The organism is Pelagicoccus albus (assembly GCF_014230145.1).
GTDB lineage: Bacteria > Verrucomicrobiota > Verrucomicrobiia > Opitutales > Opitutaceae > Pelagicoccus > Pelagicoccus albus.
Genome location: NZ_JACHVC010000012.1, coordinates 588,297 through 604,274 on the forward strand (window position 1 = coordinate 588,297; position 15,978 = coordinate 604,274).

The 15,978-nt window shown below is 52.5% G+C and carries 15 protein-coding genes; 9 read left to right on the forward strand and 6 right to left on the reverse strand.

Going from position 1 to position 15,978, the window contains the following annotated elements; genetic code table 11:
- Positions 1-60 precede the first annotated feature (60 nt).
- Positions 61-804: a hypothetical protein gene (locus H5P27_RS12160; protein ID WP_185660668.1), complete on the forward strand. Its 744-nt coding sequence runs from the start codon at positions 61-63 to the stop codon at positions 802-804.
- 35 nt (positions 805-839) lie between these two features.
- Here H5P27_RS12160 and H5P27_RS12165 read toward each other — a convergent pair whose 3' ends face one another.
- Complete coding sequence (locus H5P27_RS12165; protein WP_185660669.1) at positions 840-1,622, reverse strand: TrmH family RNA methyltransferase; 783 nt, start codon at positions 1,620-1,622, stop codon at positions 840-842.
- A 336-nt stretch (positions 1,623-1,958) separates the two neighbouring features.
- Here H5P27_RS12165 and H5P27_RS12170 point away from each other — a divergent pair, with 336 nt between their 5' ends.
- The 6 genes from H5P27_RS12170 (at position 1,959) to H5P27_RS12195 (ending at position 8,522) form a co-directional block, all read left to right on the forward strand.
- Positions 1,959-2,816: a BON domain-containing protein gene (locus H5P27_RS12170; protein ID WP_185660671.1), complete on the forward strand. Its 858-nt coding sequence runs from the start codon at positions 1,959-1,961 to the stop codon at positions 2,814-2,816.
- A gap of 57 nt (positions 2,817-2,873) precedes the next feature.
- Complete coding sequence (locus H5P27_RS12175; protein ID WP_185660672.1) at positions 2,874-4,043, forward strand: glycerate kinase family protein; 1,170 nt, start codon at positions 2,874-2,876, stop codon at positions 4,041-4,043.
- A 161-nt stretch (positions 4,044-4,204) separates the two neighbouring features.
- Entirely contained in the window at positions 4,205-4,768 is a 564-nt protein-coding gene (locus tag H5P27_RS12180) for a DUF2062 domain-containing protein (protein ID WP_185660673.1), read from the forward strand.
- Positions 4,769-4,809: 41 nt separating this feature from the next.
- Positions 4,810-6,105, forward strand: a complete 1,296-nt coding sequence (locus H5P27_RS12185; protein ID WP_221774697.1) for a DUF1343 domain-containing protein — start codon at positions 4,810-4,812, stop codon at positions 6,103-6,105.
- 191 nt (positions 6,106-6,296) lie between these two features.
- A complete protein-coding gene (locus H5P27_RS12190) occupies positions 6,297-7,340 on the forward strand; it encodes a sugar phosphate isomerase/epimerase family protein (RefSeq protein ID WP_185660675.1) in 1,044 nt (347 codons plus the stop codon).
- A gap of 24 nt (positions 7,341-7,364) precedes the next feature.
- Complete coding sequence (locus tag H5P27_RS12195; RefSeq protein WP_185660676.1) at positions 7,365-8,522, forward strand: Gfo/Idh/MocA family protein; 1,158 nt, start codon at positions 7,365-7,367, stop codon at positions 8,520-8,522.
- A gap of 58 nt (positions 8,523-8,580) precedes the next feature.
- Here H5P27_RS12195 and H5P27_RS12200 read toward each other — a convergent pair whose 3' ends face one another.
- Positions 8,581-9,480 carry a LysR family transcriptional regulator gene (locus tag H5P27_RS12200; protein ID WP_185660677.1) on the reverse strand — a complete coding sequence of 300 codons (900 nt, stop codon included), beginning with the start codon at positions 9,478-9,480 and terminating at the stop codon, positions 8,581-8,583.
- A 95-nt stretch (positions 9,481-9,575) separates the two neighbouring features.
- Here H5P27_RS12200 and H5P27_RS12205 point away from each other — a divergent pair, with 95 nt between their 5' ends.
- Complete coding sequence (locus H5P27_RS12205) at positions 9,576-9,788, forward strand: hypothetical protein (protein ID WP_185660678.1); 213 nt, start codon at positions 9,576-9,578, stop codon at positions 9,786-9,788.
- Between the two features lie 177 nt (positions 9,789-9,965).
- Positions 9,966-10,676, forward strand: coding sequence for a putative metalloprotease CJM1_0395 family protein (locus tag H5P27_RS12210; RefSeq protein ID WP_185660679.1), 711 nt, complete (start codon positions 9,966-9,968; stop codon positions 10,674-10,676).
- Here the strand turns inward: H5P27_RS12210 and H5P27_RS12215 are convergent.
- The 4 genes from H5P27_RS12215 to rapA all read right to left on the reverse strand — a co-directional run bounded on the left by H5P27_RS12215 (position 10,659) and on the right by rapA (position 15,868).
- Positions 10,659-11,885, reverse strand: a complete 1,227-nt coding sequence (locus tag H5P27_RS12215) for a hypothetical protein (protein ID WP_185660680.1) — start codon at positions 11,883-11,885, stop codon at positions 10,659-10,661. The two genes, H5P27_RS12210 and H5P27_RS12215, sit on opposite strands and share 18 nt — an antisense overlap.
- A 76-nt stretch (positions 11,886-11,961) precedes the next feature.
- On the reverse strand, positions 11,962-12,228 hold the full coding sequence (locus H5P27_RS12220) for a hypothetical protein (protein WP_221774698.1): 267 nt from the start codon (positions 12,226-12,228) through the stop codon (positions 11,962-11,964).
- Positions 12,229-12,340: 112 nt separating this feature from the next.
- Positions 12,341-12,922, reverse strand: coding sequence for an SGNH/GDSL hydrolase family protein (locus H5P27_RS12225; RefSeq protein WP_185660682.1), 582 nt, complete (start codon positions 12,920-12,922; stop codon positions 12,341-12,343).
- Between the two features lie 84 nt (positions 12,923-13,006).
- Positions 13,007-15,868 carry an RNA polymerase-associated protein RapA gene (rapA, locus tag H5P27_RS12230; RefSeq protein WP_185660683.1) on the reverse strand — a complete coding sequence of 954 codons (2,862 nt, stop codon included), beginning with the start codon at positions 15,866-15,868 and terminating at the stop codon, positions 13,007-13,009.
- Positions 15,869-15,978: the final 110 nt, after the last annotated feature.

The following is a 15,978-nucleotide window of genomic DNA, read 5'->3' on the forward strand; positions in this document are numbered from 1 at the left end:
CGTTTGATCCAAATAAGGGAAACGATTAAAAGCGCCTCTCCTACCCTACCCCTAAAGCCCATGAAACGACTTACGCTTCTACTGCCTGCAGTTTTGACACTGTCGCTAGCTCTCCTGGCAAATGCTGCCCCTGACGAAATTAAAACCAAGTTCGTCATCAACGCGGTCTCGGAAAAATCCATTGAAAAAGGGGCTCCGGCTTTCCTCATTTACGCAGACGCGGAATCTCAACAGATTCTGGAAGAATCGGGTGCGGCTCAAACCATCGTCGAAGGCCTAGAAAAGATGGGATACCTCGTGGTGGAAAAAGAGCGAGATGCTGCGGTATTCGTGAAAATGGATTTTTTGAAGGAGCCTTCCTACGCGATAGAACTGGATTTGAAAACGCGGCCGACGATCGATTACTCCAATTCGGCGAGCACCCGCAATTACGCAGCGACCATCGGAGGCGGGCGCTACTCCCAGTTGGGCAATCCCTCGCGAAGCAGAGCGCAAAACGACGTGACCACCATTCTAGGGCCAAACGGGGAACCCATCACCCTCTCCGAGAGAGAGGATTACGCTGCAAAAATAAACGAGGGCGAAGATCAAAAGGTCGTCACCCGAATCTATCCGCTTACATTTCAAGTATCCGTCTGGTCCTTTCAAAACAGCGAGCCACAACAGCTTTGGGCCGTGCAAACGAGCTACAACAATCTGGCCGACGAAGAGCTTCACCCGCAACTGGAGGACATGAGCCAAGCTGCTACACGCTTTTTCGGGAAGAATCTGAAAAAGGAAAAATACGTTTCGCGAAAGGAATAGCTATTTTATCGGAAACTATCGTATCCGAAATACGCCTACGCCTCGATCAAGTATTTTTGCAGCAACAGGGCTGTTTCTGCCACTACGCTAAGACGATCGATCGCCCCACTTCCAGGAATGCCCACAACGGCCGAACACTCTTGCTTGGATGAGTCCAGCAATCCGTTCTCCTCATTGCCAATTACGATCGCGACAGGCTTGTCGATATCCTCGGGCGGACAAATAGCGGAGTGCTCCGGAAGCGGTGGCCCCTCGATATCCACTCCGATTACGAAGTGAGTCTTGCGAACCCCCTTCAGGAAACTGGGCACGTTGTCCACCAGACGCAGATCGACCATATCCAGCCCACCGCGGGCTGTGCGATAGGCAAGCTCGTTGGGTCTTGCTTGCTTGCGGGTCGAGGCGATTAGGAACTTCTCCACTCCAAAATAGGCCGAAGTACGTGCGATACCTCCCAAGTTCTCAGGTCGACTAACTCCGTCCAAGATGAGCAAAGGCATGCCTTCTTTGGCCCAAAATTCCGCGGCTTTGGGTGTCGCCAATTCCGGCTGACGACGTCTCACGATCGCCACAACTCCACCGTGATCCTGAGTTCCTCCCACTCGGGTCAACTCTTCTGGAGATACCTGATTGTAGGCCTTTTTCTCCTTGGCTAGGAATTTGCAAATCTCACCAAACATGGGCGAAAGCTCCGCATCGAAGTAGAGTCGCTCCACGATGAAAGGCTTACAGTGAAACAGACTGCCGACAGCGTGGATACCACAGACAGGCTCCAGCCACTGATCGCCTTGAGCGGTGCGGATAACAGTCGGCTTCACCTTCCCTTTTTCGACCGGAGAGCCTCGACCTCGGTCTGGGCGTCCTCCGGTACGAGGCCGACCCCTCGGGGCACGTGGCTTCCTAGGCCTACGCTCTTCGCTAGGCTCTTTTCTTCCCCATGGTGAATCTGATCTCTCGTTTTTCAAGCTAACCAAAAGACACGACTGGTCCCAAACATAGCAAGGCGAAATCATGATACCGAGCTGCCTGAATTCGTGCTATCCGACCGTCCAGACAGTCTATCTGCAAGGAAGGATTGAACAAAGGGAAGCGATCGACAAGCATGGCGAAACTGAACTTGGCGAATCCAAATACCCACTGAACTCCTTAGCTAAATGAAATCCTTTTTTGTCGCTCTCATCCTCGGAATTTTCGTGGGACTGTTGATAAACAACTTTTTTTCCGATCCAGAAGCCTACCAGAAGCTACAGGATGAAAAAGCAGCCCTCGACTTGCCGGCAGAAATCGAGCCGCCTGCGGAACCTGTTGCCGAAGAGACCGAAACACCCGAACCAGCCATGTTTGAGGTAGCGAGCGAAGAGCTGGATATGAAACGAGATTCCAAGGAATCCATCAGTCCTAGAAAGGTGCCTCCCGTTGTTATGCCGGAAGTCGAAACCTTGGAGCCAGCTCCCGAAGAGCAAGAATCAGCCGACGAAGAACCTGCGACCGAGGTCATTCCTGAACCCGAAATCAGCGAGCCCGCCCCACCGGAACCCGCTCCAGAGCCACCAGTAGCTGAGCCAGATGAACCTGTCGCCGAGCCAGAACCGCCTGTCGCCGATTTGCCTGCACCTATTGCCCAAGTTGAAGAGCTCAGTGAGGATGTGGATGAATCAATCTCTGAATCAATCGATGAGGCAGCCGATGAGATTGCCGAGGCGAGCGAGGAAGCTAGCGAAGAAATAGAGGAGGCCGTGGAGTCAGCAGAAGAGACCGTTCAGGAAATAGCTGAGGAGACCGTCCCCGAAATCGAGTCCGATGTCGATCAAGCCATCGCCGCCGCCCTGCGCGGTAAGATTGTGGCCGAAGCAAACTCGGTTGGTGAATCAGTCAGTATCCAAGTCAAAGACCGGGTCGTTACACTGACCGGAACCGTGCCGGACGAAGCCACCAAAAGCCAAGTCATCGAGCTTGCCGTCTACACTCAAGGCGTTCTCGGCGTCGAGGAGGAGCTGACAATCGCGCCCTAGCCGCTCGTGGAACATTCCTTGCTAGGTTGCCTTCCTTGAACGCCCAAAGCTGCAGGCATGAAAAAAAACGTACTCCTCGCCTTCGATAAATTCAAAGATGCCCTGACTGCCCACGAGGTTTGCCTCGCCGCTTCCCAAGCCCTGCAGGCTGCCAAACCGGATTGGCAAATCTCCACCTCGCCGCTCGCCGATGGCGGAGACGGATTCTGCGATACATTAACCCAGTTCTGCGAGGGAGAGTTTCGTCAAACCAATGTCACCGGTCCGCTCGGCCAAGCCACAAGGGCCCGATACGGATTGGTCGCGACTGATAAGATCAGCGCCGCAGCAGCCGAGAAACTGGATCTCCCCTCATCGGTGGGAACGCTGGCAATATTGGAATTCGCCCAGTCCAGCGGTATCGCATTGGTTCCGCAGAAGGATCGCTCTCCGTGGACCACGACAAGCTTCGGCTTCGGCCAAACCATCGCACACGCCATTTCGGAGGGAGCCGAAGCCATCCTTATTGGCCTTGGCGGTTCCGCAACCAACGACTTGGCCGTTGGAGCTCTACAGGCGCTCGGTTTCCGCTTGCTCGATAAAGACGGCGAGGAACTAAAACGTCTTCCCACTCCACGGAACTGGCAAGCCATCAGCAAAATCCAAGCTCCCGAAATCAACGCCTCCATACCGATCCGCATCGCTTGCGATGTCGAAAACCCATTGCTTGGCCCCATGGGCGCTACTCAGATTTTTGGGCCGCAGAAAGGGCTTGAGCCCGAAGATTTCAATTCCTTGGAGGCGGAAATGAAACGGGTCGCCACGCTTCTGTGCGAGTCCACCCAAGCCGATTCTGCTCTTTTCGACGAGCCCGGAGCAGGCGCAGCCGGGGGAGCTGCCTTCGGCCTGATGCTGGGGCTCGGCGGAAAAATAGTGCCGGGAGCGGAGCTGGTATTTTGTTGGTCTAACCTTTACCAAAAGTTGGAAAAAGCAGACCTAGTGATCACAGGAGAGGGACGCTTCGATGCGTCTTCTCTGCAGGGAAAAGGACCGGGATCCCTCGCAAAGCAATGTCTAGATTTGGGCAAAGACTTGATCGTGCTCGCTGGAAGCCTAGGGGATTTGAATGACGATCGCCTAAAGGATTGCAGCCACGCGATCACGCCACCTGGAACCCCTTTGGCCCAGGCCTTGTCGGAAACGAAAGCCAATTTGCAGAGAACGATTCGAGACCTGCTCTCCGATTGAGCGACAGGAAAGCGTCAATTTTCAACGAAAGGCGCCCCCCTCAATCAAGCCCTTGGTCTAGTCGTCGAATCTAGTAGGAGGACTACAAAGTCCGTAATAGCCGGACTTCGGGCCGGTTTTACTTGTACCCCCTTCCCCACTGACGCAAAACGGCAAGCCCAATGATGACCATCGAACCAGAGACACGCAACGAGCAGGAAAAACGCTCGCACGCGCACAATCGGTTTCGAAGGGCTAAACAAATCCTGCGACCTCTGCCTAGGCGGGCTAACCTGCACCGATGGCCGATCTTAAAATGGTTCGCCAAAGCCGCCCGCAAGTCTCCCTATCTTTGGAGGTTTGGCGAAAGAGAGGTCCGCATGGCCATCTATATGGGCAGCATCATCGCCTTTTTGCCCATATTCGGGGCCCAGTTCGTAGCGGCCTTCTTTGTGGCCCTAGCCTTGCGAGCAAACCTACTCGTCATCATGGCAGTCCAGTTGGTGACTAACATTTTCACAGCCATCCCAATCTACACTTTCACCGCATGGACTGGAGGTTGGCTAGTCGACCTATGGGGCTTGCCCTCCTTGCACTCCGGAATTTCCAAAGCGGCCTACAATATGGTAATCGGCGGGATTATCGTGGGCATCTTTTTCGGCTTCATCGTGGATCTCGTATTTCGCTTCTTCATCTTTAAGCGACTCTCCAAGAGCGTAGACGTGAAGCGAATGCTCAAAAGTTAGGTTTGCCCAATCCGTCTAGAGGCTCCAATTTCGCCTTCTTCATGCGGTGCGCTCCAACGAAAAAACAAGGCTTTTCGCCGATCATCCTAATCCTTCTTAGCCTGATTGCCAGCTGCCTGCTCCCCGTCGCAGCCGTAGGACAAGATATCCAACAAACCAATACTCCACAACGGACCCTGCTTGGTATCGATGTGCTTGCGGCTAGCAATTTCGACGAACTGGAAAACCGACGTGTCGGCCTCCTCACTCATCCCGCGGGTGTGAACCGTTACGGGGTAAGCTCCATCCGCGTCCTCCATTCTGCCCAAAACGTAAACCTCACCACCCTGTTCGGTCCGGAGCACGGAATTTACGGCGACGAAAAGGCAGACGTTCCCGTTCTGGACAAGATTGATTCCCGGACCGGACTGCATGTCTACTCCTTGTACGGAAAATACCGTAAGCCGACTCCGGAGATGTTGAGCAATATCGACACCTTGGTGATAGATCTGCAGGACATCGGCACCCGCAGCTACACCTTTGTGAGCTGCATGAAGCTTGCCTTGGAAGCGTGTTTCGAAAACGGTAAGGAGGTAGTCATTCTTGACCGCCCCAACCCGCTCGGCGGACTAAAAGTCGATGGACCGCCACTCGAAGAGCAATGGATGAGCTACGTCGGATCGTTTCAGGTTCCCTACGTACACGGACTCACCATCGGTGAACTCGCTCGCATGGCAGTATCCACACCGGGAATACTCAATATCACCGAAGAGCAGCGCCTAAACGGCACACTAAAAGTGGTTACCATGGAAGGCTGGAATCGCTACATGAGCTGGCCGCAAACAGGCCTAAGATGGGTGGCTACCTCTCCCTTTATCCCAGACTTCGAATCGGTAGTCGGCTACCCGATGACGGGGCTCGGCGCTCAGCTGGGAGGTTTCAAACACGGAATCGGTTCGGAGTATCCCTTCCGTTGCCTTCGCTACGGCGCCATGGATATCGATCAACTCCACGCCGAGCTGAAAGCCTGCAACATTCCGGGAATCTCTTTCACGAAGAAAAAGACCAACCAAGGTACCGGACTCTACGTGCGCGTCACCAATTGGAAAACATGGCGACCCACTGAGCTGAGCTTCTACATGATGCAGCTTACTGCGAAGTTCGAAGCTGGAAACCCCTTCGCCCAAGCGACCGAAGCCCAAGCCAACTTGTTCAACAAGCATACCGGTTCCTCCGGGTGGTGGACCCAACTCACTCAACGCGGTGAACATGCCAACGTAAGTGGATACATCACACTTTGGCAAAGACAGGCTCAACAATTCCAAATCGAAAGCCGCAAGTTTTGGCTCTACGACTAGGAAGCTGCGAACGAGTTCACCCCAAAGTCTATAGGGCTACTCTTATGCAAGCCCTTGCCCATCCCAATTCCTGTTGCCCGCTGCCTCAAGTTTACTAGGGTAGCCCAGACAATCGTTTTTAGAAAGAGAGCGGCCCTACCCCAATCGTGGCCAACGCTCCCCTCATAACAAAAAGCTAAAGAAGCAAAACCATGCCTAGACCTGTCACCTTGTTCACCGGCCAATGGGCCGACCTGCCAATCGCCGAACTAGCGCCTCTTGTCAAAAAGATGGGTTACGACGGAGTCGAGCTCGCCTGTTGGGGAGATCACTTCGATGTGGACCAAGCTTTTCGCAGCAAAAAATACTGCCAGGAAAAGTGGGAACTCCTGGCGGAGCATGGCCTTAATTGCTACTCGATTTCCAATCACTTAGTCGGCCAAGCCGTTTGCGACCCTATCGACGAGCGACACAAAGCGATCCTACCTCCCGAAATCTGGGGTAACGGCGATCCAGAAGGCGTTCGCAAACGTGCTGCCAAAGCGATGATCAAAACCGCTAAAGCAGCTCGGAAGTTTTTCGACTGCAAGCCGGGTCGCGGAAAAAAGGATGACTTCCCGGTCGTAGTAAACGGCTTCACTGGCTCCTCGATCTGGCATGCCCTGTATGCCTTCCCACCTACCGATCAAGCCTACATAGATAAAGGCTTCGCAGACTTCGCCAAACGTTGGATCCCCATATTGGACGCCTTCGACAAGGTGGACGTTAACTTCGGACTCGAAGTCCATCCAACGGAAATTGCATTCGACACCGCCACGGCTCGCCGAGCGATCAAAGCAGTAAAGGGACACAAGCGATTCGGCTTCAACTACGACCCTTCACACCTCGGGTATCAAGGAGTCGACTACGTTCGCTTCATCCGAGAATTCTCCGATCGCATCTACCATGTCCATATGAAGGACGTGTGGTGGGGTCATGGAGACGGATCCGTAGGCGTATTCGGAGGCCATACTAATTTTGGCGATCCAAAACGTTTCTGGGACTTCAGGTCTCTCGGACACGGAGACATAAACTTTGAAGAAATCATCGTTGCCTTGAACGACATCAACTACGTTGGGCCACTATCGGTCGAGTGGGAAGATATCCGCATGGATCGCGTACACGGTGGGAGCGAGGCCTCTGAATTCGTCAGAAAATGCGACTTCCCATCCAGCAAGGTCGCCTTCGATGCGGCTTTCGACAAAGAACAACAATAAGCCTTCAACCTTCGAATATTTGTCATGAAAAGAAAACTACGCATGGGCATGGTGGGAGGCGGACAAGGTGCCTTCATCGGAGCGGTACATCGAGCCGCCGCAAATCTCGATGGCCAAATCGAATTAGTGGCAGGCGCGTTCTCATCCGATCCAGCCCGATCAAAGGCATCCGGCAAAGAACTCTACATCGCACCTGACCGCTGCTACGCGAGCTACCAGGAGATGGCTAAGGCGGAGGCGGCCCTCCCCGAAGACCAACGGATCGACTTCGTATCGATTGTTACTCCCAACCACACACACTTCGACGTCTCCAAAACTTTCCTACAAGCTGGGTTCAATGTCATTTGCGACAAGCCTATGACCTTTGATCTGGCTCAAGCCAAGAAAATGCGGAGCATCGTCAAAAAGTCAGGAAAGGTCTTCGCTCTCACTCACAACTACACAGGCTACCCAATGGTCAAGGAAGCACGGGACCTCGTATCAAAGGGCAAGCTCGGCAAGATCCTGAAGATCGTTGTCGAGTATCCACAGGGCTGGCTGCTTTCCGCCTTGGAAAAGGAAGACCAAAAGCAAGCGGCTTGGCGAACGGATCCCAAAAGAGCGGGAGCATCTTGCTGTATTGGAGATATCGGTACACACGCCGAGAATCTTGCTCGCTATATCACTGGACTGAAGATCACAGAAATGTGTGCAGATTTCACGACCTTCGTGCCCGGGCGGCTGCTGGAAGACGACGGCAACATATTGGTCCACTACGACAATGGAGCTCGTGGCATCCTCTACGCATCCCAAATTTCCGGAGGGGACGAAAACAATTTGAACATTCGTATCTACGGCGAAAAAGCATCACTCGAATGGCACCAGGAAGAGCCAAACGACCTGATCGTAAAGTACGCCGATAAGCCTCGCCAAACATTGCGACGCGGAAACGACTATCTCAGCAAAGCGGCCAAGGACAACACGCGCCTGCCGGCTGGACACCCAGAAGCATTCATCGAGGCATTCGCCAACATCTACATGGCTGCCGCCAAAGCGATCGATTGCGAAGTCCACGGCAAGAAAATGCCAAAGGTCTTGGATTTCCCAAATGTGGAGGACGGTATAGAAGGCATGGCTTTCATCGAAACCGCAGTCCGCTCCGCCAAAGGAAAAGCCAAGTGGACGAAGTTCGTAAAAGCCTAGCCCGCCGAGCCAACTTTCTACTTTAAAATCAAGGAACGCCTCAACCGGCGTTCCTTTTTTACTTACTGTCGTAGGTGTAGGCCACGTCTCGAATCAAGTCCAAGAAGGCCCGAGCTCCGGGCGAAAGGTAACGGCGAGCATGGGTCAGGGCGAAAAGCAATCGCGTCATCCGCTCGGAAACCAAAGTCCGGTACACGATCTCAAAGGGCAAATGCTCTTCCTTAGCCATGGCAGGCAGGATCGCGACCCCCACCCCGAGATTGACCATCTCCTTTACAGAACGAACCTGCGAACACAGTGCCACCACATTAGGCTCCACATTCATGCGGTCGAAGAAATCGAAAACCTTGTCGCCTAATGTAGCCGATTCCCCAAGCAACACCAAAGGTTCGTCCTTGAAATCGTCGATCGAGATTTTCGATTTCTTTTTCGCCAGCGGATGGTCCTTGGAAACTGCTAAAACTAACTCTTCTCGGAGTATCGGTTCCGCATCGATGCTGGGAGCGTCTCCAGTGTAAGAGGATACAGCGACTTCCAGGCGCCCTTGGGCAACTTCATCGATCAAGCGTCGGCGCAAATTCTCCTGCACGTGGATGTTCAGCTTCGGATAACGCTCGCGGCATAACTTGATGACTCTCGGGATGAGATAAGGGGTCACCGACGGGGTCACTCCCACTTTTACAATCCCTTTAACATCGTCCTCGTTCTCTTTTATCTGTCGTTCGGCGTTCTCAACCTCCATCAGGATGGTCCGAGCACGCGACTCCAGAAAGGTCCCAGCTCGAGTGAGCTCCGCCTTACGACCCAGTCGGTTAAAGAGTTTTTGGCCTAATTCTCCCTCTAACTTAATGATTTGAGCACTCAACGAAGGCTGCGAGACAAATGATTTCTCTGCCGCCCGGGTAAAATTTCCCTCCTCCGCAACCGCCAAAAAGTACCTGAGTTGATGCAATTCCATAGTCGTTTCCTATGGATTTCATAATTAAAGAGTATTTCAACTTATAAATTAAATCCGTTATAGTTTTCAGCGTCGGCAATAACCGACATCCAACAATGAACACACACTACACTAGACATATATTGGTAGCTTCCTTGATCGCCTTCGTGGCGTTCCTCGGAATTTTGAACCTGTTCGCGGGTTCAGAAAAGCTTACCGCTAGCACCGCGGTCCTCGTAGGACTCGGCTTCTTAGGTGCGCTTGAGATGCGCCGGGGTACTGGCTCCCGTTTGAAAACACGCCAGATGAAGAAACGCTCTCACGCATAACGAATTTGATTTAAAAAAACAGGGAGCCAACCACTCCGCCTAAACCAGAGCCTCCAGCCCCCAAAGCTGGAGGCTTTGCAATTTCTGGGTCGGACCGCCGCTTGAAGCGTTCTCTTCAGCAAAGAAGCTTAGCGCCGATTAATACAATAAGGCCCCGTGCCTCTCCCCTTGTAGACGATGATCGCGCCGATTAGTAGCACCAGACTCTCAGGCTTCAGCACATCTGCTCAAACCCGGAATGGGTCGGGCGAGGCTGAAAACGCTACTTCGTACGAAAAAAAGGCGGAAGAGTCGAAAAACGAGAAAGAGGAATTCGATCCGTCCAATCCGCAAAAGCTCGATGAAGCAGAACAAAAGCAGGTCGAAGACCTAAAAAAGCGTGACGCCGAAGTAAGAGCTCACGAACAGGCCCATATGGCAGCCGCAGGGAGTCTGGCTATGGGGGGACCAAATTACGTTTTCCAAACCGGTCCCGACGGAAAGCAGTATGCCATCGGTGGCAGCGTAAAAATCGACACCAGTCCGGGAAAAACTCCCGAGGAATCGGCTCGGAAAGCTCAACAAATCAAAGCTGCCGCCCTAGCCCCTTCCGAACCATCTGCTCAAGACCTTAAGGTAGCAGCTTCAGCAGCGAAACTGGAAGCCGAGTCGGAGGAAAAAGAGGACTCTCCTCAGGATCTTTTCCGCAAAAATAATTCTTCTGGACTAGACGCAAGCGAGGACGCCAGCGGAGAGATTAGCTCCATTCGGCAAATCTTTGCTCCTTCTTCTACACAAGGCGAAGAAAGCGACGGGCAAGAGCAGCGGCGTAGCCAAAGCTCAAATGTCTACATGCAGCTTGCAGCCGAGAAATACTCGGCTCGAAAAGGCTTATATACCAACGGCTAAACCCTTTTTCTTCAATGCGGACTTAAAGGCTGAACGGTACATCCAATGGTTTATGAAGGCCATCAGAGGAAGAGCTAGTCCCCCTAATACAGGTACCAATTGGAGCATGGCCAGGATCAACAACACTATGCGCACCAACCATTTAGTCAAAAAACTTTTGCTCCATGGTAAAAAACGACGATAGGGTGCAACTAACTGGATTCGGTAGTAAATGACACCGATTATCAAACCAAGGAGAGGTATAAACCCCAAAACCGCCGCCACCATCAAAACCTTGGGCAACCGGCTATCCACAGTCTCGAAATAAGTCTGGTTCAGCGCGGGATCCGAGAAAAGCACGATCCCATCCTCTTGACATGAGATATCCGCTCCACGCCCCTTCACCTTCTCGCCTGATTTTGGGGAACGCTTCAGCTCAATGAGTCGAACTTTCTGAGCCGTGAGATTAGGCTCTTTGCGTTCCAGCATTCCTCCCAGCATTCCAAGAGCAACCGGGCTAGGATTCGGCGCGTCGCATTTCAAGCAAGCGGTCGAAAAGCAATGGATTCTCGTTCCACAGGAGGGACACTCGATGCGGGCGTCTTCCATTTTGCTCTCGTGCCTCTTGCGAATCAGGAAAAGCACTCCAAAAACGATGCCGTTCAGCAGCAGAACTGCCGCGGGCAAAGCAAGCAGCATCCAAACCCCGAAGGTGGCCCAAAGCTCTTCGCACCAATTTATGAATTTTCGCAAGCCCAGCGAATCATCCTCATCCGCCTCACTCAAAATCCCGACTACGCCGTTGCGAGTCATGCTCAGGAAAAATGTCAAACCGCCGGTTAAAGCTGCGGGGATAGATTCCAAGATACCGGCTTGTGAAATGATGTCTCCAGCTACAGCAGCGTCAGAAGCGCTGAGTAATCCATAGCTGGTAGCCATGGACAGCCCGGATTTCAAATAGACCAGACCTTCATCCATGAGCTCTCTGAGCTCGGGCGATCGTTCCGCCAACATTTCGGCCAGAGCAAGGGCTCCTAAGCCCAAAACCACCGCCGGATGTGTGAACCAAGACGGTGCATTGGCCATTTCTTTGATAAACTCGATGTTCCCGAGCCAAGGAAACGAGCTGCCGTACTTCATAGCGAAGGCGGCAGCAAATGCGGGCAGAAATGCTCTAGATGCAAAGAAACCGGATAATCCGAATGCGTAGAGGAGACTGTTCAGATCCATACACCAGAAAAGCTGCCGTCTCCGCTTCGATTTGCCAGCCGATTTTACAAGCGAATGAGTTGCCGCTCAAACCGTGCTAAGCGCGAGCCGAAAGCAAACTGCCCACCTGTGTCTCGGGCGACAGAAGTCCGCGTTGGTCGTAAGCTCGCTTTTGCGATACCATCCGACTCAGCTTCGCCCTAGCAGCTTTCAGTAAAGTCTCTTCCGAAATGTTAACCGATTGCTTGGTTCCAGATTCCGAATTCGAGTCTCGCCGAGTGCCAAAGCCCATTGCCTCCTGATCGAAACCTGAGGCTCGACCATGAGTAATAGAGTTCACCATTCTCGCGCTATCGAAGGACATTACGCCTAACTTTCTAGCGCAATTCCTCAACATGACAATAGAGGAGAATGCTCAATTTACCGACTTTTCCTAAAGTCGATCCTCTAAGAGTATGAAAATGCCCGTGAAAACCCTAGCTTTTCGAGATCAAGTCACTCAAACGAGTCGCGATCGCTTTCGCCAAATAGTCGCTTGCGTGTTGATCAAGCCGGATTCCATCCGGACGCGCCGAATCGCTACGGGCAGCCGCTTTGACGATTCCGTACAGATCGATAATTTGGACTCCAAGCGAACGAGCGACCGACTTCGCCTCTTCATTATAGAGGGACACAGTCTCATTGTCGTAGCCAAACTCCTCTTCGTCCTCAACGCGTCGCACATCAACTGCTGGGATCGTTGCCCAAACCGGGGTGGCAGTACTCTGTTCCAAAACGATTTTTAAGGCACAGCGTACATTGCGCGCGTAGACATCGAGCGGTACCACTCGCTCACTATCTCCAAAACAGATCTTGCGTGTGTCCATGACGCCCGAGGTTAACACCGCGATACTTGGCTGGCGCTTGGGGATCCATTCGCGAACGCCCACCAGAGTGTCGACCGAAGTACGGACCGGGTCGGGAGCAAGCCAAAGTTCAGCCTTTTCCTTGAGAAGGGCAGTCAAAACTGGAGTCAAATCCGAACAGATCTGGTCGCCTATGAGTACTATGCGTTTCATATTCATTAACTTAGAGGAGCCTATTCCCTAGCGCTTTCGCGTCTATCGTTCAACTCAACTAATACACGTATTGCGTGATAACAGTTAATCTTTTTGCAAACCGTCAACGGCTCCCTCCACCACGAGCCTGATCGAATCGAGTCGCAGGCTAGATTCTCCTACCGCATTGCGAACTCCTTCCAACTCTTCCTTAGCTGCATCGATCTCCTCTTGCCTGACGTTATCATTGATCTTCTGCAGATCCTCGAGACGGTCTATTTCTCCCTGCAGAACCTTTTTCGCTTTGGATTTCGCAGTACTGATCAGCTTACCCGCCTTTTTCTTAGCAATGTCTTCCGCCCCTCCAATCATGGCTTCCAGAAACTCCCGATTGAATCCCGGGCGTTCGAGAAATCGATTGATATCTCCCGGTTCAAGGTTCTCCTCGGCCCATTCGAAATCTCGCTCATCCGACAAATCGTTTCCACGGATATCCACAATCACGCGGACCGGCGTGGGGGAAAGGAATCGATCTACATGCAAATTCGACAGGGCAATGGTCTCCAGCATGAATATAGCCTCCAAGCTCAAACCTGGCTCATCACTCTCTAGTAATGAAAATGCCGATACACCCTTTTCGGATGTCACCAGCAAATCTATCGCGTCGCCCACCAAAGAATGGTCGGGAGTGATAAAGGTAATATCCTCACGAGAAATCGCTCTTTGACGTTCAAAGGTTGCCAAGGCTCCCTCGGGCGGGAGAGAGGGAAACGACTCCACAAAGGCGTGAGAAGGATCAAGGATGACATCCCCATCCTCTTGTTCATCCACGCGAACTCCAAAGAACTCCAACAAATCGTAGAGGAAACCTTTCAATTCGGAATCCGACTCCGCTTCCTTTACTCGGCGTATCACGTCATTCGCTACCTCGGAATCGAAAGAGTTGAGTTCAAGCAGCCTATCGCGACCTTTTTTCAATTGGAGTGACAGCTCCTCGCGAAAGGCTTGAGTCTCTTGGACAAACGCTTCCAATTCATCTCTAGAGCCATTGCGACTACATCCGTATTCAACGGCTAATGACACGAGACGGTCTGCGAATCGAGCCATGTACTCGGACCCTCCATGCACGCAGGTCTCAAACGCATCTAGCCCCTGATGGCACCACTCTGCGATACACTCTTGAGGAGAAGCGACAACATAGGGTACATGAATTTGGATCGTACTCGTTTGTCCAATACGATCGAGTCTTCCGATACGCTGTTCCAGCAAACCAGGATTAATGGGCAGATCGAAAAGCACCAAGTGGTGAGCAAACTGAAAATTGCGGCCCTCACTACCAATTTCAGAGCATATCAAAATCTGGGCGCCGTCCTCCTCCGCGAACCAGGCCGCGTTACGGTCACGTTGCACCAACTGCAGCTCCTCGTGGAAAAGAGCGATGTTGATATTCAAGCTTTCCCTCAGGGCTGCCTCTAGGGCGATGGCTTTCTGACGCGATTTACAAATCAGCAGAGTTTTAACGCCCTTTCGCGCTTTCAGGAAGGAGACCAGCCAAGACAAACGAGGATCACCCTTGAAGTTGTAGCGGATTCCAGATTCCGAGTTGGTCGACTCAGCCTCGAGCTCGCGTACTAGCTTGGCCATCAAAGTGGCATCCTCATGACCTTCTAGAGGAGCTGGACAATACATGCGCTTCGGGAAGCCTTTCATATTTGCCCGCGTATTTCGGAATACAACTCGCCCCGTGCCATGTTCATCGAGCAAAGAGCGAATCAGCGACTTTCGAGCTTCAGGCTTACCTGTCTCCAAATCTCGGAGACGCGCCTTCAGTCCTTCAGGATCACGGTCGAAAATAGATTTTAAAGCCTCGCCATCCTCAGCAGTCAGTGTCTCTTCATCGATGATCTTTCCTGCAATTTCAGCGACCTTTTCGAACTCCTTCATTTCCTTTTGGAAAGTATCGAGATCTGAATACCGATCCGGATCGAGAAGTCGGAGACGAGCGAAATGGCCCGCCACTCCTAGTTGAGTCGGTGTAGCGGTCAGCAACAACAAGCCCGGGCTTCGCTCACCCAAGGACTCTACCAGGGCGTACTCAGGACTCGTTTCTTCCGGGGACCATTCCAGGTGATGAGCTTCGTCCACCACTACAAGATCCCAACCGGCGTCGATCGCTTGAGCGCTACGAACTTCGCTATTGGCCAAATAGTCGACACTACAAAGCACCAGCTGCTCGTCCAAAAATGGATTTTCGCCTTCGTTGCTCGCTTCCAACGCACGGCAACGTTCTTCGTCAAAGATGCCAAACCAAAGCCCAAACCTGCGCAGCAACTCCACGAACCACTGATGCACCAAGGCCTCCGGAACCAGAATCAAAGCCCGCTGAGCACGCCCCACCGCTCTGAGTCGTTGTAGGATTAAACAGGCCTCGATGGTCTTTCCCAAGCCAACTTCGTCGGACAGCAAAACTCTCGGCAATTGCCGCGATGAAACCTCCTTCAGGATGTAGTACTGATGCGGAATCAGATCCAAGCGGCCGCCAAAAAATCCTCTCAGCTCTGCTCCCCTCAAATCGGATTGCATCGATAGAGCTCTGTAGCGCAAAGCGAATACCTCGTCATCATCCACCTGTCCTGCCATCAGCCGATCCTGAGGATGGCTGAAATTTCCGGCCGCGACTAAGTCAGACTCTAGCAAGCTCTGCCCTTCACCCAAATAAACGATGAGTCCATCTTTCTCATCGAGTTCCTCCACTGTAAAAGAAGCGCCGGACTTTCCGTTAACTCGCTCACCCACGCGAAAAGATACTCGCTTGAGGACCGCTGCGCCTGCGGCGTAGATCCGGCGTTCTCCGGTGGCGGGAAACCCCAAGGTGATCCTGTAACCATCAACCTCCTCGACTATACCAAGCCCCAACTCAGGCTCTGGCTCGCTCACAAATCGCTGTCCTACTGCGTACTTAATCATTCGGAGACAGATCTTGGGTAAATGCGGCAAAAAATCTACGAGAAAGGACGGCCAATCTGAGTTGGCGAATATTTCCTCAATAGCGCGGAGATGGCCCGTCTCGATTTTAG